This is a genomic window from Dehalococcoidia bacterium (assembly GCA_041653995.1).
GTDB lineage: Bacteria > Chloroflexota > Dehalococcoidia > GIF9 > UBA5629 > CAIMUM01.
This window is the reverse complement of record JBAZEK010000001.1, coordinates 375,384-398,829: the sequence shown is the minus strand read 5'-3', so window position 1 is coordinate 398,829 and position 23,446 is coordinate 375,384. Positions and strand designations below refer to the sequence as shown.

Annotated in this window: 24 protein-coding genes and 2 tRNA genes; 15 read left to right on the top strand and 11 right to left on the bottom strand. The window is 52.4% G+C overall.

Features of this window, described 5'->3' with window-relative positions; genetic code table 11:
- Nucleotides 1-9 precede the first annotated feature (9 nt).
- Together WC359_01910 and WC359_01905 are read left to right on the top strand one after the other, a co-directional pair.
- Nucleotides 10-1,233, top strand: a complete 1,224-nt coding sequence (locus WC359_01910) for an FtsX-like permease family protein (protein ID MFA5399185.1) — start codon at nucleotides 10-12, stop codon at nucleotides 1,231-1,233.
- A 7-nt stretch (nucleotides 1,234-1,240) separates the two neighbouring features.
- A complete protein-coding gene (locus WC359_01905) occupies nucleotides 1,241-1,990 on the top strand; it encodes an ABC transporter ATP-binding protein (GenBank protein MFA5399184.1) in 750 nt (249 codons plus the stop codon).
- Between the two features lie 109 nt (nucleotides 1,991-2,099).
- Here WC359_01905 and gpmA read toward each other — a convergent pair whose 3' ends face one another.
- Nucleotides 2,100-2,846, bottom strand: coding sequence for a 2,3-diphosphoglycerate-dependent phosphoglycerate mutase (gpmA, locus tag WC359_01900; GenBank protein ID MFA5399183.1), 747 nt, complete (start codon nucleotides 2,844-2,846; stop codon nucleotides 2,100-2,102).
- Between the two features lie 114 nt (nucleotides 2,847-2,960).
- On the opposite strand from gpmA, the gene WC359_01895 reads away from it, so the two are divergent.
- On the top strand, nucleotides 2,961-4,949 hold the full coding sequence (locus WC359_01895) for an NAD(+) synthase (protein ID MFA5399182.1): 1,989 nt from the start codon (nucleotides 2,961-2,963) through the stop codon (nucleotides 4,947-4,949).
- A 33-nt stretch (nucleotides 4,950-4,982) separates the two neighbouring features.
- Here WC359_01895 and WC359_01890 read toward each other — a convergent pair whose 3' ends face one another.
- The 8 genes from WC359_01890 to WC359_01855 form a co-directional block, all read right to left on the bottom strand.
- Complete coding sequence (locus WC359_01890) at nucleotides 4,983-5,591, bottom strand: ferritin family protein (GenBank protein ID MFA5399181.1); 609 nt, start codon at nucleotides 5,589-5,591, stop codon at nucleotides 4,983-4,985.
- Between the two features lie 22 nt (nucleotides 5,592-5,613).
- On the bottom strand, nucleotides 5,614-6,219 hold the full coding sequence (locus WC359_01885) for a MarC family protein (protein ID MFA5399180.1): 606 nt from the start codon (nucleotides 6,217-6,219) through the stop codon (nucleotides 5,614-5,616).
- Nucleotides 6,220-6,247: 28 nt separating this feature from the next.
- Entirely contained in the window at nucleotides 6,248-7,057 is an 810-nt protein-coding gene (locus tag WC359_01880; GenBank protein MFA5399179.1) for an alpha/beta fold hydrolase, read from the bottom strand.
- Nucleotides 7,058-7,196: 139 nt separating this feature from the next.
- Nucleotides 7,197-8,846, bottom strand: coding sequence for a diguanylate cyclase (locus tag WC359_01875; protein ID MFA5399178.1), 1,650 nt, complete (start codon nucleotides 8,844-8,846; stop codon nucleotides 7,197-7,199).
- A 222-nt stretch (nucleotides 8,847-9,068) separates the two neighbouring features.
- A complete protein-coding gene (locus WC359_01870) occupies nucleotides 9,069-9,713 on the bottom strand; it encodes a nitroreductase family protein (protein ID MFA5399177.1) in 645 nt (214 codons plus the stop codon).
- A gap of 78 nt (nucleotides 9,714-9,791) precedes the next feature.
- Nucleotides 9,792-9,868: transfer RNA gene (locus tag WC359_01865), tRNA-Glu, on the bottom strand.
- Nucleotides 9,869-9,875: 7 nt separating this feature from the next.
- A tRNA-Gln gene (locus WC359_01860) sits at nucleotides 9,876-9,949 on the bottom strand.
- Nucleotides 9,950-10,007: 58 nt separating this feature from the next.
- Complete coding sequence (locus WC359_01855; protein ID MFA5399176.1) at nucleotides 10,008-10,925, bottom strand: MBL fold metallo-hydrolase; 918 nt, start codon at nucleotides 10,923-10,925, stop codon at nucleotides 10,008-10,010.
- 140 nt (nucleotides 10,926-11,065) lie between these two features.
- Between WC359_01855 and WC359_01850 the strand changes: the two genes are divergently transcribed.
- Together WC359_01850 and rnc are read left to right on the top strand one after the other, a co-directional pair.
- A complete protein-coding gene (locus WC359_01850) occupies nucleotides 11,066-11,425 on the top strand; it encodes a hypothetical protein (GenBank protein MFA5399175.1) in 360 nt (119 codons plus the stop codon).
- 22 nt (nucleotides 11,426-11,447) lie between these two features.
- Nucleotides 11,448-12,155, top strand: a complete 708-nt coding sequence (rnc, locus tag WC359_01845) for a ribonuclease III (protein MFA5399174.1) — start codon at nucleotides 11,448-11,450, stop codon at nucleotides 12,153-12,155.
- On the opposite strand, the gene WC359_01840 is transcribed toward rnc, so the two are convergent.
- Nucleotides 12,152-12,799, bottom strand: a complete 648-nt coding sequence (locus WC359_01840; GenBank protein ID MFA5399173.1) for an MBL fold metallo-hydrolase — start codon at nucleotides 12,797-12,799, stop codon at nucleotides 12,152-12,154. The two genes, rnc and WC359_01840, sit on opposite strands and share 4 nt — an antisense overlap.
- 10 nt (nucleotides 12,800-12,809) lie before the next feature.
- On the bottom strand, nucleotides 12,810-14,312 hold the full coding sequence (locus WC359_01835; protein ID MFA5399172.1) for a leucyl aminopeptidase: 1,503 nt from the start codon (nucleotides 14,310-14,312) through the stop codon (nucleotides 12,810-12,812).
- Nucleotides 14,313-14,602: 290 nt separating this feature from the next.
- Between WC359_01835 and pyrR the strand changes: the two genes are divergently transcribed.
- From pyrR to WC359_01785, 10 genes are all read left to right on the top strand, one after another.
- On the top strand, nucleotides 14,603-15,160 hold the full coding sequence (gene pyrR, locus WC359_01830) for a bifunctional pyr operon transcriptional regulator/uracil phosphoribosyltransferase PyrR (GenBank protein MFA5399171.1): 558 nt from the start codon (nucleotides 14,603-14,605) through the stop codon (nucleotides 15,158-15,160).
- The gene (locus tag WC359_01825; protein MFA5399170.1) at nucleotides 15,147-16,157 is read left to right on the top strand and encodes an aspartate carbamoyltransferase catalytic subunit; all 1,011 of its coding nucleotides are present in this window, start codon (nucleotides 15,147-15,149) and stop codon (nucleotides 16,155-16,157) included. Before pyrR ends, WC359_01825 begins: the two co-directional genes overlap by 14 nt.
- Nucleotides 16,154-17,485 (top strand): dihydroorotase, encoded by a 1,332-nt coding sequence (locus tag WC359_01820; protein MFA5399169.1) that lies wholly within the window; start codon nucleotides 16,154-16,156, stop codon nucleotides 17,483-17,485. The genes WC359_01825 and WC359_01820 overlap by 4 nt, the downstream gene beginning before the upstream one ends.
- Before the next feature lie 112 nt (nucleotides 17,486-17,597).
- Nucleotides 17,598-20,798, top strand: a complete 3,201-nt coding sequence (carB, locus tag WC359_01815; GenBank protein ID MFA5399168.1) for a carbamoyl-phosphate synthase large subunit — start codon at nucleotides 17,598-17,600, stop codon at nucleotides 20,796-20,798.
- Between the two features lie 92 nt (nucleotides 20,799-20,890).
- The gene (locus WC359_01810; GenBank protein MFA5399167.1) at nucleotides 20,891-21,694 is read left to right on the top strand and encodes a dihydroorotate dehydrogenase electron transfer subunit; all 804 of its coding nucleotides are present in this window, start codon (nucleotides 20,891-20,893) and stop codon (nucleotides 21,692-21,694) included.
- Complete coding sequence (locus tag WC359_01805; GenBank protein ID MFA5399166.1) at nucleotides 21,691-22,110, top strand: secondary thiamine-phosphate synthase enzyme YjbQ; 420 nt, start codon at nucleotides 21,691-21,693, stop codon at nucleotides 22,108-22,110. The genes WC359_01810 and WC359_01805 overlap by 4 nt, the downstream gene beginning before the upstream one ends.
- Before the next feature lie 38 nt (nucleotides 22,111-22,148).
- Nucleotides 22,149-22,343, top strand: a complete 195-nt coding sequence (locus WC359_01800; GenBank protein ID MFA5399165.1) for a hypothetical protein — start codon at nucleotides 22,149-22,151, stop codon at nucleotides 22,341-22,343.
- Between the two features lie 33 nt (nucleotides 22,344-22,376).
- Nucleotides 22,377-22,757, top strand: a complete 381-nt coding sequence (locus WC359_01795) for a hypothetical protein (GenBank protein MFA5399164.1) — start codon at nucleotides 22,377-22,379, stop codon at nucleotides 22,755-22,757.
- Between the two features lie 13 nt (nucleotides 22,758-22,770).
- Nucleotides 22,771-22,965: a hypothetical protein gene (locus tag WC359_01790; GenBank protein ID MFA5399163.1), complete on the top strand. Its 195-nt coding sequence runs from the start codon at nucleotides 22,771-22,773 to the stop codon at nucleotides 22,963-22,965.
- Nucleotides 22,966-22,995: 30 nt separating this feature from the next.
- Complete coding sequence (locus tag WC359_01785; GenBank protein ID MFA5399162.1) at nucleotides 22,996-23,388, top strand: carbonic anhydrase; 393 nt, start codon at nucleotides 22,996-22,998, stop codon at nucleotides 23,386-23,388.
- Nucleotides 23,389-23,446: the final 58 nt, after the last annotated feature.

Sequence of the window (23,446 nt, the reverse complement as noted above, 5' to 3'; positions counted from 1 at the left end):
TTGCGTGTAATGTGGAACGATCTTAAGGCAGCATTATTCCTGGTATTTAAATACATAACGCGGGGCAGCAAAGGAACGACTGTCTTAACCATCATGGTAACCATGCTGGCCTTCCTTCAAATCAATCTGATAACAGGTATTTTCAACGGAGCTATCAACCTTGCCTATAAGCAGGTCAAAGACAATTACGTATCCAATATAGTTATTCAACCCTCGCCGGATGAGGATTACATTACCCAGGCTTCGCTGGTAAAAAACAAGATCAGCGCAATCCCGGGCGTAATAAGCTGCTCGTCCAGATATGCCATGGGCGCCAGCATTTCCTACGATCCGGATAAAAACGGCAAAGATGTAAAATCCATCGGTTGGACCATCAAATCGATCGATCCTGCCGAAGAAATAAAAGTGACCAATATCCAGGATCACATGGTCGTCGGGCATTACCTCGAAGAAGGGGATCGGGATGAGATCATCATGGGGAGGGAGATATCGGGAGGCTTCGGTGCAAGCCTCGAAGTGCAATCGTTGCGGGGCGCCAACCTCGGCGATGAGGTAACGGTGAGATACAACAATGGCATCAAACGTATTTATAAGATCAAGGGAATCTATTCCACGATCTTTCCCCTCTCCGACATGGGCGTATTTGTCACAGAGAAAGAGATGGCATCGGTACTGGGCGTGCACAACAGGGCATCTGAAATTCTGGTGAAAACGGACCCTGTTTATCCCGAGGACTACTATATGAGAGAGATCAGGCTGGCCGGCCTCGAAAAACAGGAGCTTCGGCCGTGGATGGATTTTATCGGCCTTATCAGCGGGATAACGCAGAGTTTCGATATCATTAAACGCATAGTCTATTTCATCGGGCTGGTAGTAGCGGGGGTCACCATATTCATCGTCATCTTCATTGCGACTTCAAGCCGCAGAAAACAGATCGGCATCATGAAAGCCATCGGTATGAAAGAACAAATAGTGATAATGTCATATGTTTTCCTGGCATTATTCTATACCTTGATGGCCATGTGCCTGGGCATGCTGGTCATGGAGTACGTAATGAAACCGTATTTCATAAGCCATCCATTGATGCTGCCCATGGGCCTGGTGAGCCTGCTGGTTGTGCCGTCGGATCTGATAAGCAGCATGTCCAGTATGTTTGCGGTCAGCATAGTATCCGGGCTGATACCATCCTGGCGCGTCACCCGCGAGAACATAATCAAGGCAATCTGGGGATGATCCACAAATGATCCATGTTACTAATCTGGTAAAGACCTATGAAGGCCACGTACCCGTGCATGCGCTCAAAGAGGTGAGTTTCGAGGTACAGACCGGCGAGTTTTTATCCATCATGGGGCCGAGCGGCTCGGGTAAATCGACGCTGCTTCATCAACTGGCCCTTCTTGATACACCGACATCAGGACGCATTCTGCTGGACAAAGTCGATGTTTCCCATCTTTCCGACAATAAGAAAACGGATTTCCGTTTGAGATACCTGGGATACGTTTTTCAGGAATATGCCCTCATACCAGAGCTCAATGCCCTGGAGAATGCCTTCCTTCCCCTGTTGCTGCTGGGATATAAACGCAAAGAATACCTGAAAATAACCGGGAAAATGATGTCGAAGGTGGGGCTGGGCAACCGCGTGCACCACCTCATCAGTCAGCTTTCCGGCGGCGAGCAGCAAAGGGTGGCAATTGCCCGTGCCCTGGTTAATAATTCCAAGATTCTTTTTGCCGATGAACCCTGCGCCAACCTTGATACCGAGAATAAGGGCATCGTACTCAGACTGCTGAGAAAGTTGTGCGATGACCTGGGACAGACTATTCTTATGGTCACCCATGAGCCGGAACAGAGGGAATTCACCGATCGTGTGTTGTATTTACGTGACGGACGGCTGGAAAGAGAGGAAAACATCAGTGAAGAGGTGCGGCAAGACGCTCTCCACAACAGCTACCGCACCGATATATCGGAACCGGTCGATGAAGGGACATAGCAGTAGGAGCGTTGCTTTAGCTGCGCCCGCTTTCGGGCGGACTTGAAAATCCGCCCCTACATTTTATTGCCCGAGGCTTAAACAACTCCTGAAATATTGGCCGGTACGCTTACCTGGCTTTCCCCTGGTCGGCCACGGCTTTCCTGGCCTGCTCAAGTTCCGCTTCGCTCGCCAGGTAATAGCTATTGATCTTCTTCAGGTCCCTGTCCAGTTCATAGATTAGCGGGATACCTGTGGGAATGTTCAGGCCGGCTATTTCGCTGTCCGGCACATTGTCAAGGTATTTGACCAGCGCCCTCAGGCTGTTGCCATGAGCGGAGATAATCACTTTTTTGCCGGCCCTCACTGCCGGTGCAATCGATTTATACCAGTAAGGTAAACATCTCCGATAGGTATCTCTCAGACTCTCTGTCAGAGGAAGTTGTTCCGGTTTCAGGCTCAGATAGCGCGGATCCCCATTCGGACCGCGCGGATCGCCTTTTTTAAGCGGCGGAGGAGGGACATCATAGCTTCTGCGCCAGACCAGCACCTGATCCTCCCCAAATTTCCTGGCCATTTCCGACTTGTTCAGACCCTGCAATGAGCCATAGTGCCTCTCGTTCAGACGCCAGGATTTTTTCACGGGTATCCACATCAGGTCCATTTCGTCCTGCACTATCCACAACGTGCGTACTGCCCGCTTCAAAACAGATGTGAATGCCAGATCGAATGTGTATCCCTTCTGTTTGAGTATCCTCCCGGCCTGCCTGGCCTCCCGCATCCCTTTCTGAGAAAGGTCCACATCGGTCCATCCGGTGAACCTGTTCTCTTTGTTCCAGGTGCTCTCGCCGTGGCGCAGTAAAACGAGTTTAAACATATGAATTTCTCCTGGAAAACCTTAAAATATGTTATGGTATGTTTTGATTTTATTCGGGCAACGATTTATTATAGCCAAAGCCCGGAGGCGCTGCACTATTCGGTGAGATAAGCCATGGCCGCACAGAAGATTTTATTAAACAGGGACCTGGGATTTCTCAGGGTAGCGGCGGCTGTCCCCGAGCTGCGGGTGGCTGACGTCGATTTCAATGTCGCAGCCATGCTCGGTATGGCCAAAGAAGCTAAATCAAAAGGGGCACAGGTGCTGGCCTTCCCGGAGATGTCGGTCACGGGCTATACCATCGCCGACCTGGTACACCAGCAGTCATTGCTGGCAAAGGCCGAGGAAGGGATTTTACGACTGGCGGCGAGCACGGCAGACAGCGGCATGCTGATAGTGGCCGGACTGCCTGTGTGTATCGATCAGAAAGTATTCAACTGTGCTGCGGTACTCAACGAGGGCCAGGTGCTGGCTATCATACCCAAAACATATCTGCCGTCCTATAAGGAGTATTACGAGAACAGGTGGTTTGTTTCCGCGGATGACGCCTGTTCCGATGTTGTTCATCTGGGAGACAGGGCTATAGCCTTCGGCACAAATATATTGATCTCTTTGCGTGGCTTCACACCGGCTATGCTGGGCATCGAGATATGTGAAGATATGTGGGTTCCTCTGGCCCCACATGAGTACCAGGCGCTGGCCGGGGCAACGGTGCTACTCAATATCTCAGCCAGCAATGAAGTACTGGCCAAGGCTGAGTGGCGCCGTACCATGGTCGCCTCCGAATCGGGAAGATGCGCGGCGGCCTGCTGCTATGTTTCAGCCGGAACAGGAGAATCATCCAACGACATCGTCTTCGGAGGCCACACGCTGGTCGCCGAGAACGGCAGACTGCTGGCGGAATCACATGTCTTTAAGCAGAAATCAGGCCTGACAGTATCCGACCTTGATATAGATCGGCTGGTTCACGACCGCATATCGATGACAAGCTTCCGCCAGTCGCCAAGTCATATCAAGCCCTTCCGCATTATCGAGGCGAAGGTGGCCGACGTGCCGGCAACCGGATTGATGAGGGAGATAGACCCGCACCCCTTCGTCCCCGGGGATCCCGAAAAACGTGCGCAGCGATGCCGGGACATCTTCGATATGCAAGTTGCCGCGCTGGCTAAAAAGTTGTCCGGCGCCAAACTTGACCGGATTGTACTGGGTGTTTCCGGCGGACTCGACTCCACTCTGGCTCTTCTCGTAGCCGTCCGGACTATGAACTATCTTAAGCTGCCTGCGAAGAACGTTGCCGCCTTTACCCTGCCCGGCTTTGGCACGACACGCAGGACAAGGGACAATGCTACAGAATTATGCAAAGCTCTTGGCGTGAGCTTTGAACGTGTCGATATTACGCGCACCTGCAAGGCGCACATGGACGATCTCGGGCATGACGGCAGCGAGGATGTGGTATTCGAGAATATTCAGGCGCGGTACCGCACCGAGTTCCTGTTCAACAGGGCTAACGGGCTCGGGGCCATACTGCTGGGCACGGGCGACCTGACCGAGGTGGCTCTCGGCTGGAGCACCTTCTCGGGTGATCATATGTCGCATTACGACATCAACGTTTCAGTGCCCAAGACGCTGGTTCGTTATCTCATCCGCTGGGTAGCGGATGAGGAACTGCCAGGTTCACCCGCTCAGAAAATACTCAGAGACGTGCTGGATACGCCCATCTCACCGGAGCTAAGAAGGCCTGTCAGAGGCCAGATAGCGCAGAGAAGCGAGGAGGTCATCGGCCCAGTTGAGCTGGCCGACTTCTATTTATACCCCTTTGTCCGCTTCGGCATGCGCCCGGGCAAAATACTATTTATGGCTAACGAGGCCAGGAAGCGCAAACTTTTCGACGGCCGTTATACTCTGGAAGACCTCAATAAATGGCTGTCCGTTTTCATCAAACGCTTTTTTGCCAACCAGTTCAAACGGACCTGCCTGCCGGAGGGTCCCAAGATCGGTTCCGTCAGCCTGTCCCCCAGGGGCGACTGGAGGATGCCTTCGGATGCAGAACCAGCCCTATGGCTGGAAGACCTTGAAAAGATGTTCTCAAAGCTGCGAGGCTGATCCGATTACCAGCCGGCCTGCGGCCGATGGACGCTAATCAATACGCCTGAACTTGTCTTTGGGCGCACCGCAGATGGGACATTCGTCCGGGGCAGAACCCACGCTCACATAGCCGCAAACGCTGCACACGTAATAGTCAACACCCTGCGGATCCATCAGGCGGTCAAGAGCTTTCTCATACAGCTTTGCATGCCCTTTCTCCACATCCCTGTGGTAGCTAAAAATCGTAGCCACCTGGGGATCACCCTCGTCATTGGCTGTTTTAATGAACTCCGGATAGGCATCGGTGGCATAGTTCTCCCTCTCAAAGGCCGCTTGCAGATTTTCCTGTGTATCTGCGATCACCCCCAGCAACCTCAGGTGATGGAAGGCGTGTATGGCCTCGGACTCAGCCACTGCCCTGAACAGCCCCGCGATAGCAGGAAAACCTTCCTGTTCAGCTTTTATGGCGAAGGCCAGGTCTCTTATATTTGCCTTCGATTCAGCCTCGAATCCTTCCTTCAGGTTTTTCAGCGTCGCAACGCCTTTGACCCTAGAGCTTTCGTGTTTTACAAATTTGTCTGCGCCAGCGCCGCAGATGGGGCAGCGTTCCGGTTGTTGCTCTGAAAACTCAAGATGGCGGCAATGTGTACATAACCACATATCACTTCTCCTTATTGCCTGTTTAACCGATAAATGCCGTTATGCCCCTATGGATCATACTTACGGCAATGGCCGCTAACAATAGCGCGAAGACCTTGGATAGCGCCAGAACTCCCCCGTGTCCCAGCACCCTGACCAGCCTGTTAGCCTGTGCAAACATCAGCCATGTAATGAGCAGGTTAACTACGAATGAGAACGTGACCATTACAATATGATACTGATCGGTCAGGATCAGCAATGTGGTGAGCACAGCAGGCCCTACCACCAGCGGTGTGCCCAGCGGCACCACCGCTATCACATCCTCTCCTGTAGCAGCCTGCGCCTCGAACATCTTGCCTACCACCAGCTCTTTGGCGCCCAAAATGAATAGTATCAGCCCGCCCGCAACCAGGAAATCGTTAACCGTTATACCCAGGAAAAGGAAGATCCCTTTACCCACAACTATAAAAATGAGGCCCAGGCCCAGAGCGGTAATCAGGGCATTACGTATCACACTGCTTCTTTTTTTCTCTGATAAATCGTGTGTTAAAGACAGTAATATAGGCACGGTACTGATAGAGTCCATCGCTACGAACAGCGGGACAAAAGTCAGCCCGAAGTCCCTGAGTAAATTAAGTATCGTATCCATATAGCGTTTTCCTTAATAGGATACCCCGTTAACTCCGGTCCAGCAAGAAGTCAGTTATGATTTTGCCGGCCTTATCGGCAGCTTCATAGAAGAAGCCGTGTCCGGCATTCTCCAATATTATCGCTCTGGCTCCAGGTATGCGAGCAGCCAAATTCTGCGAGTTTCGCGGAGGAACCAGTCTATCCTCAGATCCAGCGATGACCAGCGTGGTAGCATTAATATCAGGCAACCTGTCCCATGTATCATGTGCGGCGATTGCATCCCCCTGCCACTGCAGTCCATGCTGCGGTGCAGGGAACATGGTTGTGATCTTTATATACTCCTCGCCCACCTCCGGATGCGTTTGTCTGAAAGCGGCCGTGCAAGTGTAAGTCCACATCTCGCGTGCCATCTCCGCAGGCTTGAGGTGCTTGCTACGCTCTCCATCCAGCAGAAATGCCAGCACCTCGGGCTCCGGGTATACCGTATTTACTCCGCCGGGTATGGTGCATCCCAGTACCAGACTATTGAGTTTTCGCGGGTAGCCCAGCGCCAGTTCCTGGGCTACCATACCACCCATTGAGACACCGAATACATGTGCCCGGGAGATTCCCAATTCATCAAGCAGCGTTGCGGCGTCGCCTGCCAGCATTTTCATTGTATAAGGAAGGTCCGGCTTATCGCTGCGCCCCGAACCACGGTTATCATAGGCCAATACTGTGAAATGTCGATCTAAAACAGGCCGCATGCAAAACCAGTGCCCGGTGTGGTCGCCATACCCATTGATGAGCAGCAGCGGCGGTCCCTCCCCGCTCATCTCATAATGAAGTTTGATATCGCCTGCTTTTATCAGAGGCATATCGTTAACCTCCCTCCATTAGATCTCGGCCTGCCCCATAGCCTTTAAGCTCTGCATTAACCGCCGTATTACAGCTTAATACGAACCGGCAGCAAATCTAAGCGATGATTTGGATCGGTAAATATAAGATGTCAGAGCTTCAATTAACTTTGCTCTTGCGGTCCCCGCTGATCCAGACATCCCCGTCGTGAAAGAACTTGAATTTGCTGCGGCCGTGGCCTTTGGCATAGTACAGGGCGGCATCTGATTTTTTGACCAGCGTTTCCAGGTCTGTCGCGTCTTCCGGATAGATGGAGATACCGATACTGGTGGATAGATATATCCAGTGATCGTCAATACAAACAGGCTCTTTAAAGGATTCAAGTATTTTATGCGCTATGACAGTGGCATCCTCCATGTGGTTTGTCTCAAGCATTAAAAGGATGAACTCATCGCCGCCAACCCGGGCCAGCGTGTCGCTGGCGCGTATTATCCCTGAAAGTTGATCGCTAAATGCCTTCAGTACTTTATCACCCACATCATGCCCAAGAGTATCATTAACCGATTTGAAGCGATCGATATCCAGCGACATAACGGCGAGCCTGTCCTGATTACGGTGAGCCAGCGCCGCAGCTATATTGAAACGATCTACCAGCAACAACCTGTTCGGCAACCCTGTTAAAAAGTCGTGAGTCGCCATCTCCTTGAGTTTTTGCGCCATCTTCTTGCGCTCTTCCAACTCCTGGTTAAGCTCCTCCTGCTGCTCCTGCAGCTTATCAACCATCCTGTTTATATTTCTCTCAAGCACGGTTAATTCATCGTTCTCTTTGGTCGGCAGGTTGGTTGACAGGTCCCCCGATATGCTTATTTTATTTACGAAATGGCCGACGCGCTCCAGCCTCGCTATTACCACCCTGCCTACAAACACGTTGACTATATATACGTATACAATGGCAAGCCCGCACACAGCTAGTACGAAATATATCATCATCGCCTGGCCCTGGGCGTAGATATCGCGCGGCATTTCAATCCGGAACATCAGCGCCGGCTCTCCGAATATATCCTTGAGCAATGCATATGCCGCGATGGTTTTTTCGCTTTCCCTGCTGATAAATAACGGCGACTCTGTTGATAATGACGGACGCGCAGCACTGAAGGCTGCCGGCATATCTGTATCGTCCACTCTTGCGATGGTGAGTGGCAGGTGCACCGTGTCGGAGATGCCGTTGATCATACCCTCATCGAAATATCGTGCCATGACAAATGTTCCCCTAATCGGGCCTTCATCGTTGCTGGTGAGGATGGGCTGAGAGGAGACTAACAGGGGTCCCTGGGGCAGGAGAATGATTCCAGCAGTATACTCCTCAACATCCCCATGGAATGTCAGGGCTTTGCTCAGTATATGTTCAAGTAGTTCGGAAGGTATGTCCATCTCCGTCTCGCTATCCAGGTCGAAGCCCTTCCCGTAAACCGTCTGACCTTCGTTGTTGATGACAAATATGAAATTTAGTTTGTTGTTTGTAAAAGTTGAGTCGGTGAAGTTGCTCTTGACATAGCCCTGGTGATCGGATGGATTCTGGACGTAGGCGTAAGTATCATCCCAGGAAGCCCAGTCCAGATTTAGCCTGTTTAAACTTTCAAGTTGATTATTGAAAGCATTGGTCGTGCGTTGAACCATTTCCCGCGCATATTGTTCCTCGATCCGTTGAAAGCTGCTCAAGAAGAAATACTGGGATGCGGCGAAAACGATGCCCAGCATTAAAGCTGTAGCACCGATGATAAGTAATAGCGCTTTCAGGCGGAGCGACACAGGCTCTTATCCACTACCGGGCCGAATAATTTATTAACTTGCAAATAAATCACGACAGATATGGTTTACTGCAATACCTTTACGAGTTTTATTGACGTTAATTAACTACTGGCTGTGCTTAATTATACAATTATCCGGTCTGGCAGGGTAATATTACTGCTTTTTTCTCCGCAGCAGTCAAATCCAGAAAAATATACATGGAGAACAAGAATTAGTGACCTGTCACAACCTGTCATGCAGAGGCCGCAGCAAAATAGAATCCAGAGGAATACGCGGGCGGGGAGGAGGGACCTCAGCTGGATATCCAACCGGCAACACTGCTACCGCAAATATGTTTGGCGGAAAGTGGAAAATCGAATTCAGCTCCTCGGCGCTGCCGATTGCGCCCACCCAACAGGAACCCAATCCGAGGGCAGTTGCGGTCAGCACCATGTGCTCGACCGCGATATAGGTATTCGCCATAGCCGTCATGAAATGCACGCTCAGGTCGTCATCCGGAGCCTTTAAAAAAAGTTCACGTACTGCAGGATCGGCGAAATAGCCCGACAGCGTTTCAATAACTCCGTAATCTATAAACTCCTGGGAGCGTTTCTCCCGCGCTGCCCGGGCATATGCAGAGAGGTCCACGCAGCAGACAAATACCACCGGCGCCTCTTCTATAAAGGCCTGATCGAAGCATACCTTTCGAAGCTTTCTCTTCTCCTCTTTGCCGTTCACAACGATAAAACGCCAGGGCTGGCGGTTGCTGCCTGATGGCGCCAGCCGCGCCGCCTCCAGCATAGCGAGAATAGTTTCATCGGATACAGGGTCACTGCGAAAGCTGCGTATACTCCTGCGTTGCCTTATAGCTTCAGAAACAATCAGCATTATAATCTCCTGCAACCCATCAAATAGCTTCTATGCCTGATAAATGATACGCTATCGGCAACAAAATGGTGAAAAAAGTGGTAGCGCATACCGGATTCGAACCGGTGATCTCTGCCTTGAGAGGGCAGCGTCCTAAACCCCTAGACGAATGCGCCAGATAAATGGCTGGGGATCCTGGATTCGAACCAGGGCTCACGGATTCAGAGTCCGCTGTCCTACCGCTAGACTAATCCCCAGAGTTTCAAAATTATAACATCGCTGCTGTACCTGAGGCAAACCTGCATGCCTCGTGCCTCAGCTACTTAGCAAACCTGCCGATTTCAATACGTTGCGTACCTCGGCCCGGGCTATCGGCATCATCAACTCCTGATTGAGAAAACCGAAGTCTTCCACCTCAAGCTTCTTCTTTGCGACCTGCCCGGCAACTTTTTCCAGGTCGCCGACCAGACGGTACTGTTCTACAATGTCGTACTCGTATTCCTTACAGACTTTAACTGCATTTAAAAGTACCTGCCGGGCATCGGCGCCGGTCACGGTCGAATAATGATCGAAGCAACATATCTCAACGTCCAGGGGCAACAGTCTGTTGATCGATTCTTTGTATAGTGTAAAGTCGAACTGAGGCGAGGGCCACGCCAGCCTGTCAACACCATCTATCGGGCAGGAGACGGCATCGCTGGGGAAAACAGCCTTGAGTCCCGGCACGTACACTGTAACGTCACCCGGCGAATGACCGGGAGTTTCAATGAACCTGACTTCCAGGCCATCTCCCAGGTCGATCATAGTGGAATCATCAACTATTTTATCGATTGTTACGGCATCGATCTTCAGGTTCATCCTTTCATACTCATCCTGCAACTTGTAAAGATCGATCATCAATTTGTTGACCATCTCAGAGTAGTTGATGACCTTCTCTTTGGAAAGCACCCGGACCGAAGCGTCGGTGCCCAGCACCTGCATATGCGGTAGCTTCCTCTTCAAGTACGGCACCGCCCCAAAGTGGTCGAAGTGAGGATGGGGGATCACCAGATATTCGATTATGCCGGTATCGATGTCAAACTCTTTAAATTGCTGTTCAAGCTGCGGGACGATCCAGTTCATGGCGCCGCCGATAAGCATGGACTTCCGCCCCTGCACCAGGTATATCAGGCTCTGCTTGATTCCCAGCATATAGAGCCCCTCGCAAATCTTACCCGGCCGGTCTATGTACATTCTTTCATCTCCTCCGTCGGCGGCATTATATCGAAATCATCTGTGGTCGATGTGAAAATCCGGATTTGACAGTGACTGTTACAATGAGTTATACCTGTTTAAGGTATAAATATTAATTTCTTGCTGGAGAATAGCATATCATGAAACTCACCTGGAAACCTATTATGGCCGGCATATTGGACATTGTGTCAGGCGCTATCGGTATGGTAGGCGGCGTATATTTCGTCGTGCTGACTTCGATATTCCGCAGCATGTACGAGATTCTGAACGTCGATCCACTGGTCATCGAACAGACCGAACAGCTCATAACCAGGTTCTTCGCCATACCCTTTGTGCTGGTCTTTATCGGCATTATAGCTATTATAGGGGGAGTTTACGCTCTCCAGCGCAGAATTTGGGTATTGGCCCTGGCGGGGTCCATCTGCTCATGCATAGTCTTCCCTATTTTCGGACTTCCTTCCATCATCATCACGGGACTTGCACAGGAGGAGTTTAACTAAAGAGGAGCTGAAGGTAACCACATTGTCCTCTCTCAATAAACTGCAGTCGTCTATCGGGATCAAGTTCAACAATCCGGATATCCTTCAACAGGCGGTCACACATGCTTCTTATATCAATGAGAATCCTGCGGCCGCTACGGGCGACAACGAGCGTATGGAATTCCTGGGCGACGCCCTGCTCAACCTCTTTGTTGCTGAAAAGCTTTACTGTGATTTTCCCGACCTGCCCGAGGGCAAGCTGACTGAGCTCCGTGTCTCCCTGGTGAGGCAGGAAAATCTGGCTGAAAAGGCGCTGCAGCTTGAACTGGGCGATCACCTTCTGCTGGGCAAAGGGGAAGACGCGTCCGGCGGGAGAATAAAACGCAATAATCTGGCGGACGCATACGAGGCCCTCACGGCGGCAGTATTTCTCGACCGGGGTATTGAATCGGCAAAGGGCTTCGTTATGTCCGGCTTCGCTGCTGATATCCAGGCCATCAAAGATGGCAAACACAGCCTTAACTACAAAGCGCTGCTGCAGGAACTTACACAGTCCGAGTTCAAAACACTCCCCGAGTACGAGGTTATCGAGGCGACCGGGCCCGATCACGATAAGATCTTCTGCGTATCCGTTTCAATGGGAGATGTTCTGCTGGCGATTGGATCGGGCAAGACTAAGAAAAACGCCGAGTCCGAGGCAGCCAGGGCCGCCTACAACAAGCTGATCGCAAAGCCGGATGCAGGCAGTTAATCTGCATATTGCAGCACAACCACTTCAAATTCAGTCGGCAGGTTGTGAGATAATATCTCAAGCTCGCTGCCCGCAATCCTCCTGACTTTACTCTTGCCCTTGACGAAGTCCTCAGCGTTCCACTGCAGGAACTGGCACCTGTCCGTTTTGTAGTGCATGGGGATGGCTATACGCGGCTTGATATCTTCACAGATTGCGTTGGCAGCTTCAACATCGATGGTGAATACGGCGCCTATCGGTACCAGCAACACATCCACCTTCCCTATTGAAGCCAGCTGCTTTTCCAATAGCCTGTGCCCCAGGTCACCCAGGTGGCATATCCTGATTCCATCTATCATTGCGCAATATACAGTATTGGCGCCCAGCTTCTTGCCTCCGGCGTCGTCGTGTAAAACATCTATGCCTCTTACCTTTACACCTTTAATAGCCATATCTACACTCCCCTTCACAATCTCGGGCTTGCCCGGCAGGGCATCCGTGCAGTTATGGTCTGCGTGCTCATGGCTGACGGTAACAAGGTCAACTTTCTCGTTAACCTGTTTATAGCTCAGGTGGCTGTCTGATTTAAATGGATCCATCAATAACCTCGTGCCATCGCCTGCTGTCAGCAGAAAACATGATTGACCGAACCATTTTATCTTCACGCTCAACCTCCTATCTTTCACTTAAATCTGCTATGAAGCGGATCAGCGTCCTCACGCCAAAGCCGGTAGCGCCTTTCACCAGCGCCCCTTTGGTCTTGTCCGTCATGAAAGGACCGGCTATATCGATGTGAGCCCAGGGCGTTTCGCCTATAAACTCCTGCAGGAAGAGGGCCGCTGTAATAGCCCCGCCATATCTGCCTCCGGAGTTCTTGATATCGGCAACGTCGCTTTTATTGAGGTCCCTGTATTCTTCAGGCATGGGCAATTTCCATAGCTTTTCACCACCTTTGTCTGCCGCCTTCACCAGCCGCTCGGCCAGACCACGATCGTTAGAGAAAAGACCCGCATATAAATCGCCCAGCGCGACATGGCAGGCCCCGGTCAAAGTGGCCAGATCAACGATAGGGCTGAGCCCGTTTTTAACTGCATAGGAGAGCGCATCGGCCAGTATCAACCTGCCCTCAGCGTCGGTATTGACGACCTCAATAGTCTTGCCGTTGGATGCCTTCAGCACATCCCCGGGCTTCAGAGCCCTGCCTCCGGGAAGGTTCTCCGTGGCCGGAATAAGCGCTATCACGTTTACATCCAGCTTCATCTGCGCTATTGCGTCCATGGCCGCGATAACCGCAGCTCCGCCCGCCATGTCTCCCTTCATATCCGACATAAACTCCTGGGGCTTAAGCGATATGCCGCCCGAGTCAAAGGTCAAACCTTTGCCCACCAGGCCGGCAACCTCTTTTCTGGCCGGATCACCGCGATAATCCAGCATAATAATATTGGGGGGCTCGGAGGTCCCCTGAGCCACACCCAGCAGGGCGCCCATTTTCTCCTTTTCCATTTGAGCGCGGTCCATAACCGTGATGCCCAGGTTATGCCTGGATGCTACCTCCCTGGCTTTCTCGGCCATGTGAGAGGGTGTCATATGGTTGGCCGGCTCGTTGACCATATCTCGCGCCATCATCACTGCGCCAGCCGTAATGCTGCCCATCTCAAGACCTTTGCCTATCATCTCAAACATGGCTTCATCGTTTTCAAGCAAAACGATCTCACCGGTCTCATGTCCGTTTTCATCCTTGGTCATATGGCGTTTGTATTGATAAGCGCCGAGCAGGCAACCTTCGGCTACCGCACATGAAAAATCGGCATATCCCGGGCCGCCTTCATTTCCAGCACGCAGGGCAAAGGCAGCAGATTTTGCCTTGTGCTTGCGCAGGACGCGCACAGACTCCCCAACCAGGTCCCTCAATTTATCGCTATCCCATTCAACCTGTTTACCCATACCGGCCACGACAGCCAGGCGGGACGGGATCTTTCCCAGCGTATGCAGCACGTGCAGCTCATTTAGTTTTCCTTTTACCTCACCGGAGCTGATGAGATCCTTTATAATCCCCCCCAGTGCTGTGTCCAGCTCGCCGGCCGCTCCTGCCAGACCCCCATCACCTTCGAAAACGCCGGCGATTACCGCGTCAGTTGCAATGGTGGTCACACCACCTGGCCTGACCTCAAATTTCACTTTTCCCTCCAAGAGATTATTTTTATGTCAACATGGGGGCACTGCGATACCACTAAAAGTTATCGAAGCCCACTGTGACGGCCGTGCCTGATTATATTACCACCTTTTCACCACCAGGCAATCTGATAATTGATTTGCCTGGGCGCACAATGGTATAATAATATAAAATAAACCTTTAAGTCAGCCCAGTGAGGCTGGCAAGGGAACAGTGAAGTTACTTCGCCGCAAATCCGGTCCGGGCAGATGTGCTTGTAACAGACCTCTTGCCAGCGCAGGCAAGAGGTTTTTTTATGCCAGAAAAAATTCTGCTTAATTCTTCCGACATCGAAAGGGCGCTTGTACGCGTAGCACACGAGATCCTCGAGCGCAACAAGGGCGCCACCAATATTGTATTTGTAGGTATCAAGACACGCGGTGTCCCGCTGGCCCAGCGTCTGGTCGCCATCATCCGCGGCATGGAGCAGGTAGATATCCCCGTCGGATCTCTGGATATAACCCTTTACCGCGACGATGTCTCGTCACTGAGCTTCAAACACGTTGTACAACAGACTTATGTGCCTTTCGATATCACCAGCAAACACCTTATATTGGTTGATGACGTTTTCTATACCGGGCGCAGCATACGTGCCGCACTGGATGCCCTGATAGACCTGGGAAGGCCCGAGACCATACAGCTCGCCGTGCTCATAGACAGGGGTCACCGCGAGCTGCCCATCCGTGCTGATTTCGTAGGCAAAAATATCCCAACTGCGCGTAACGAAGAGATCAAGGTATACCTGAGCGAGGTCGATGCTGTGGACAAAGTCACGGTTATGAGGACGGAGGGAGGCAAAAATGAGCTTAAGTGAGCCGAGACCGGGCACAGCTACACGGGAAACACTACCCGGCCCATCCATTGATTTCTGGAAACATCGTCATGTGCTCGATCTGGATGATTTCAGCAGGGAGGAGACCGACCTTGTTTTCGAGATAGCCGAAGGCATGGTGGAAATACTGGATCGCGATGTCAAGAAGGTGCCCACCCTGCGCGGCAAAACCATCGCCACCATGTTCTTCGAACCCAGCACCCGCACCCGCGCATCCTTCGAGATGGCGGCTAAATACCTGGGCGCCGATACCATCAGCCTGGATGCCGTCAGAAGCAGCGTAGCCAAGGGCGAATCTCTCATAGACAGCCTGCGTACGCTGCAGGCCCTGGAGGTGGACGCCATTATCATGAGGCATCCCTGCTCCGGCGCCCCCTATATAGCAGCGCACAACCTGGATACCAGCATCATCAACGCAGGTGACGGCTGGCATGCCCATCCTTCACAGGGGCTGCTGGATATATTCACGATGAGACAGCAGCTAGGAGACCTGAAAGGCCGTAAAGCCGTGATCGTCGGCGATATTTTACACAGCAGGGTGGCCCGCTCCAATATCTGGGGTACCCGCCATTACGGCATGAAGCTGATACTCTGCGCACCCCCTACCCTTATCCCCCACGGGCTGCCGGAGATGCTGGAGAAGTGCTCCCTTGGCCATGTGACCATAGAGTACGACCTCGACTCTGCAATTAAAAACGCCGACATCGTCATGCCGCTGAGGCTACAAAAGGAGCGGCAGCAAAGCGGGCTGATATCCTCTCTGCGCGAGTATATTCAAGGCTATCAAATCAATGCGGCGCGCCTGGCCGGGGCGAAACCTGATGTCCTGGTGATGCATCCTGGCCCCATGAACGAGGGCGCCGAGATCAGTCCGGATGTGGCCTACGGAACCAGATCGTTGATCGAACAGCAGGTCACCAATGGAGTGGCGGTTCGTATGGCGCTGCTGTACCTGATCGCAGGGGGTAAAAACAGATGACCAATGATCGCCTCCTGATAAAAAACGCCCGCATTATCGACCCGGCAGCCGGTATCGAGGAGACCGGTGATATCCTCATCACCAAAGGAAAGATATCAAAAACCGGTAAAAACATCTCTGCAGCCGGTGCCGCTGTTATTGACGCATCCGGATTAATTGCCTGTCCTGGCTTTATCGACCTTCACTGCCATTTGCGTCAGCCCGGCTACGAGAATAAGGAGACCATTGCCACGGGTGCGGCAGCAGCCGCGCGCGGAGGTTACACCACGATATGCTGCATGCCCAATACCAATCCCCCGCTGGACAGCGCCGCCACAGTTAGTTATGTCAATGATATAGCCACCAGAGATGCCCCACTCGTTAAAATTCTGCCGGTCGGCTGCATAACTGCAGGCAGGGCAGGCAGGGAACTAGCCAATATGATAGAGTTGTCCGCCGCCGGTTGCATAGGCTTCAGTGACGACGGCAGTCCCGTGAGCGATTCGCGCATCATGTCCCTGGCCATGGAGAACGCCGCCGTGCTTGGCCTGCCGGTTATCGATCACTGCGAGGACATCAGTCTGTCGCAGGGAGGCCATATGAACGACGGATGGGTAGCCGTCAGGCTGGGGTTAAAAGGAATACCTGCGGCTGCCGAGGAAATAATGGTGGCGCGGGATATTGCATTGTGTGAACTGACCGGCGCGAGACTGCATGTTACCCACATAAGCACCGCCGGCTCGACACAGCTTGTACGTGATGCCAAACAGAGAGGATTGAAAGTGACCTGCGATGTAACGCCGCACAATCTCACACTGACACACGAGCGGGTAATGAAGGTTCAGGACGATCCTCGAACATCACTGGCCTACGACACCAACGCCAGGGTTACCCCTCCTTTGAGGTCGCCCGCCGATATAGCAGCGTTGATCCAGGGAATAACGGACGGAACTATCGACGCCATCGCCACAGATCATGCTCCTCATACGATCGAAGAAAAGCTCTGCGAATTTGAGAATGCCGTATCCGGCATCAGCGGCTTTGAGACCGCATTCGGCGTTCTCATGTCCCTGGTGCATACAGGCAGGATCAGCCTGAATGCCCTTCTGACCTGCCTGACGGCAGGTCCTGCAAGCATCCTGAGAAACGGCGCAGGAACGCTCAAACCGGGCGCCTGCGCCGATCTGGCTCTGCTGGATATCGATCACGAATGGACAGTGAACGTCCATGATTTCCTTTCCAAAGGCAGGAATACGCCGTTCGCAGGATGTAAACTGAAGGGGGTGGTCGTGGCCACCATCAGTGGCGGATGTTTATCCTTCCGTCACAATTCTCTCAGGATATCCTGACGGCTGCGGCCCTGAACGCTATCTTCATACTCGTGGATAGCGCCCTTGAGCGAGTCCCGGTATGCCCGGTACGAGTATAAGAGTTGACTGAAATTACACAGGGAGGACATACTTGCCGCGAAGAAACGATATAAAGAAAATAATGATCATCGGATCGGGCCCCATCATCATAGGCCAGGCCTGCGAATTCGATTACTCCGGCACTCAAGCCTGTAAAGCCCTCAAAGGTTTGGGTTACGAGATCGTACTGGTCAACTCAAACCCGGCCACCATCATGACCGATCCGGGCATGGCCCACATAACATATATCGAACCTCTGACTGTGGCCATGATGGAGAAGATCATCGAAAAAGAGAGGCCGGACGCCCTTTTACCCAACCTGGGCGGTCAGTCAGGACTCAACCTCAGTGCCGAGCTGGCCAAAGAGGGAATACTTAAAAAATACGGGGTCGAGGTGATAGGTGTTGACGTCGACGCTATACGCAGTGGCGAGGACCGCATAGCCTTCAAGGATACTATGAACCGGCTGGGCATCGATATGCCTGAGAGCGAGGCGGTTTATTCCATCGAGGAAGCCGAGAGGGTGGCTTCCGAGCTGGGATATCCCGTGGTGGTGAGGCCGGCATATACCATGGGCGGCACAGGAGGCGGACTGGTCTACAACGTGGAGGAACTGCGCACCGTTGCCGGCCGCGGCATAGCGGCCAGTTTAATCGGACAGGTGCTCATCGAAGAATCGGTGCTGGGCTGGGAAGAACTCGAGCTCGAGGTGGTGCGCGATTCAAAAAACCAGATGATCACCGTTTGCTTTATCGAAAATGTAGATGCCATGGGCGTGCATACGGGTGACTCATACTGCGTGGCGCCCATGCTGACCATAGATCCCAAGCTGCAGAAAAGACTGCAGGATTATTCCTATAAAATCGTCGAGGCCATACGCGTCATCGGCGGCACAAACATCCAGTTCGCCCATGATCCCAAAACCGGGCGTGTGGTTGTAATTGAGATCAATCCCCGCACCTCGCGCTCTTCAGCGCTGGCTTCCAAAGCCACGGGCTTTCCCATCGCGCTTATATCCGCCAGGCTGGCGGCCGGGCTGACCATGGACGAGATTCCCTACTGGCGCGACGGCACCCTGGAGAAATACACGCCTTCAGGCGAATACGTTGTGGTCAAGTTCGCCCGCTGGGCTTTCGAAAAATTCAAGGATGCCGAGGACAAGCTGGGTACCCAGATGCGCGCCGTGGGCGAGGTTATGAGCATCGGTAAAAACTACAAGGAGGCCCTGCAAAAATCCATCAGGTCGCTCGAATCCGGGAGGCACGGTCTGGGATTTGCCAAAGATTTTAATGATAGAACGCTGTCTGAGCTGACGGCCATGCTGAAGGAGCCCTCCAGCGAGCGCCAGTTCATAATGTACGAAGCCCTGCGCAAAGGAGCCGGTGTTCGCGCCCTATATGAATTGACCTACATTAAGGAATGGTTTATCCAGCAGATGAAAGAACTGGTCGAACTTGAAGAAGAGCTATTGAAATTCAAAGGCAAGTTGCCGCCGGACGACCTGCTAAGGCGGGCAAAGAAGGATGGATTCGCTGATAAATACCTCGCCCAGCTTCTGATGGTCCCCGAGAAAACGATACGCGAACAGAGGCTGGCGCTCGGCATGAAGGAAGCCTGGGAACCTGTCCCTGTAAGCGGAGTGGAGAACGCGGCCTATTACTTCTCCACTTATAACGCCCCGGATAAGACGCAGAGCAGCAGACGTAAAAAAGTTATGGTGCTGGGCGGGGGGCCCAACCGCATCGGGCAGGGTATAGAATTCGATTACTGCTGCGTGCACGCCGCCTTTGCACTGAAGGATGAGGGATATGAGACCATCATGGTCAACTGCAATCCCGAGACCGTGTCCACCGATTACGATACCTCCGATAAACTGTACTTCGAACCACTGACCGTTGAGGACGTGCTCAGTATCTACGAGAAAGAGAAGCCGGAAGGCGTGATCGTGCAATTCGGCGGCCAGACGCCGCTCAATATAGCAGGGGAACTTAGCCAGTGCGGTGTGAATATACTCGGCACCACTCCTGAGGTAATCGATCTGGCCGAGGACCGCGGCAGGTTCAGAGAGATGATGATCAAGATGAAAATACCTATGCCGGAGTCGGGTATGGCCATTGACATAGAAGAGGCCCTCAAGGTCGCAGGCCGCATCGGATATCCCCTCATGGTACGCCCGTCCTACGTGCTGGGAGGTCGCGGTATGCAGGTGGTACACGACGAAGAGATGTTGCGCGAATACGTCAGCGCAGCCGTCGGTGTAACTCCCGACCGTCCCATACTGATCGACAAATTTCTGGAGCACGCCATCGAAGCCGAGGCCGATGCCATTTCCGATGGCACCAACACCTTTGTCCCGGCCATCATGGAGCACATCGAGCTGGCCGGCATACACTCAGGCGATTCATCCTGCATCATCCCGCCGTTAAGCATAGCGGACAAGCACAAGCAAATTATTCTCGACTATACCTCCCGCATAGCCCGTGAGCTCAACGTGGTCGGCCTCATGAATATGCAGTACGCTATCGCGCAGGATACCGTCTACGTACTGGAGGCCAATCCCAGAGCATCCAGGACCGTCCCCCTGGTATCCAAAGTCTGCAATATTTCCATGGCCCGCATCGCCACACAGATTATGCTGGGTAAGAAGCTTGAGACACTGGGGCTGACACATCGTAAAATACCGCATTACGGCGTTAAAGAAGCCGTATTCCCCTTCAATATGTTCCCTGAGGTAGATCCCGTGCTCGGTCCCGAGATGAGATCCACAGGCGAGGTGCTGGGCATGGCCGATTCATTCGGCATGGCCTTCTACAAAGCACAGGAGGCGGCCAGGCAGCGACTGCCGGACGGCGGCACCGTTCTCCTCAGCCTAAACAGCAAGGAGATGCCCACAGCTCTCAATGTGGCAAAGCAATTCAGGGATCTCGGCTTCCGTATCAAAGCTACGAGAGGCACTCACGACTTCCTGGCCGGCTATGGGATTGACTCCGAGGTGATCAATAAGCAACATGAAGGCCGACCCAATATCATCGACGGCATCATGAACGGAGAGATACAACTCGTGGTCAATACACCCAGCGGCAAGCTCAGTAAGTACGACGACTCTTATATCCGCAAGACCGCCATCAAGTATAAAGTTACTTATATCACCACCCTTGCCGCCGCCGCTGCTGCTGTGCTCGGTATAGAGGCTTACCAGAACCACAGGCCTGATGTTAAATCGCTGCAGGACTATCACAAAGACATAAAATGAGGCACTATTTTCAACAGGGCCGATTTGAGTGGCATGTCATTAATTAAAGGAGATAGAAATCAGCCTTTATAAAGACGACTATTGAGTAAATAATGAACCAGATTGACGCCGAAGTAATATCCAACACGGAGGTGCTGCGCTATCCCGGCGCAGCCTATTTCGTGATGCAACTCGAAGCTGCCCCAATAGCTGCCGCTACAAAACCAGGACAGTTCCTCATGCTTAAATGCGGGGATGACTGCATTCTGCGCCGTCCCCTGAGCATACACGGCATATGCGCCGACAGCAGGATACAACTGCTGTACCGGGTCAGCCAGCCAATAGACGGCACATCGTCAGGCAAAGGAACTGACTGGTTGTCACAGCGAACAAAAGGGGATAACGTGAACGTTATCGGCCCTCTCGGCAACGGTTTTCGGATAACTCATAATGCAAAAAAATTGCTGATAGTAGCGGGGGGCATCGGCATTGCACCGCTGGGATTCCTGATCGGGCAGGGGCTGTCACAGGGCAGGCAGGTAACACTGCTATTAGGAGCCCGCAATGCAGCAAGTATACTGCCTGAAAATATGATACCATCAGGAGCTACACTCGTGATCACCACCGATGACGGTAGTGCGGGTAAGAAAGGCCTTGTGATTGACATATTGCCGGAATACCTGGAAGGGACGGACCAGATCTTTGCCTGCGGCCCGCAGGTCATGCTGAGTAAGATGGCCGCGATTCCAGAGCTCCGGGCCAAACATGTTCAGGTTTCGCTGGAAGTACGCATGGGCTGCGGCGCCGGCGCCTGCTACGGATGCAGCATCAGGACAACACACGGAATGAAAAGGGTTTGCCGGGAAGGGCCGGTTTTCGATATAAAGGATATAATATGGCAGGAGGTTATTATATGACTGTCAGCTGCAAGAGGATACAGGTGAGCACCGGCGGCCGGGGCGAGACCATTAATGTCACGTCGGAGATCGCACGTGAGGTAAATAATTCGGGGATCAACAGCGGTGTAGTCACGGTCTTTATTCCGGGATCTACGGCGGGGATTACAACCGTGGAGTTCGAGCCGGGCCTGGTTGCCGATATGAAGGATATGTGGCAACGCATTATACCCGAAGAGATCAACTATGAGCATAATAAGGCCTGGGGGGACGGCAATGGTCATTCGCACGTGCGTGCCTCGTTATTGGGCCCTTCCATAACCATCCCGTTTATCAATAAACGGCTGACGCTGGGCACGTGGCAACAGATCATTATCATTGATTTCGACACACGCCCCAGGTCACGTGAAATTATTTTGCAGATCATGGGAGAATAATATAGTAACCTCGATCATTCGCTTGAGAGGAGGATTTTATGCCTAATGCGCAGTCGCTGGCCATTATACTGTTCAGCATTCTGGGCTTCTGCATCTTTCTGGCGTTGGGCGCCTTTGTGGGCAAGAAGACCGACACGGGCAAAGTGGTCACTTTTGCCGGTGTAATCGCCCTGGTGGCGGTGGTCTGCTATGCCATGTACTCGGCCTATTACTTCATTACCCTTGCGCAATAATTATTGCCCGGAATACATGGAAATAGAGCAATCATGATTCAAAGTTTTCAGTGTCCTATCTGCGGCGCTCTCAATGCACTGGGTGAGCCCGAATGCAGTGAATGCGGCCAGGCCTTCGTCTATAACTGCCCGGTTTGCGGCAGCCCGCTGAACAACCGCTATCCTGCCTGCCCGAACTGCCATACAGTCTTTAACTGGGGCGCATCACCCCGCGCTGTTGTGGAGGCCGCCAACCCCACTACTTCGCGTAGAGCATTTGAGCCGCAACCTTCTCAAGAGCTATCACCAACGCGCAGGGAGGAACCCAGGACCGCCGGTTTTACTCAGAGGCCGATGTTCTGGATCATACTCATCGTAATCTGCGCTGTCCTCATCGCCCTGCTTTTAATCGCAGATGGATTAATCAATAAATAGCCAGGAGGTAGTTATGCCCGATCCGAAGACTGTGACTTACATCTTCGCCGCTGTGCTTTTGGCCTGCCTCACACTATCGCTGGGCGGTTTTCTGGGGAAAAAATTCGAGGTTTTTCGCGTGGTCATCTTCGCAGCTGCCGTGGCACTGGTGACCATCATCGTATTCGCCATCTACTTCGCCTATCTGGGAATCAGCGGACAGCTTTAATTACGACATTACCGGAGGTTATACACATCGATGCACACGGGAAAATTCGGCACAGCCATCAATTGTATGGACGGACGCACTCAACTGCCGGTGACGGACTGGATGAAGAAAAAATACAGCCTGGATTACGTGGATATGATTACCGAGCCGGGCCCAGAAAAACTAATGTCTCAGGGCAGCCCCGAACATGTCAGATCAATCAAGTCCCGCGTTGAGATATCGGTCAATGCTCACGGCTCGAAGATCATTGTGATCGTTGCGCATCACGATTGCGCAGGCAACCCTGTTTCTAAAGAGGAACATATCCTCCAGGTCAGGGACTGCCTTAAACTGATTAAATCGTGGGGTCTGCCCGTTAATGATATCATCGGGGTATGGGTAAACGACCGCTGGACGATTGAGACTATCGACGCTATTAAGTGAACGATTTACTTGACTGGACTGCCTGATGTAGAATTACGCGAACTTTAAGGGATTGTCG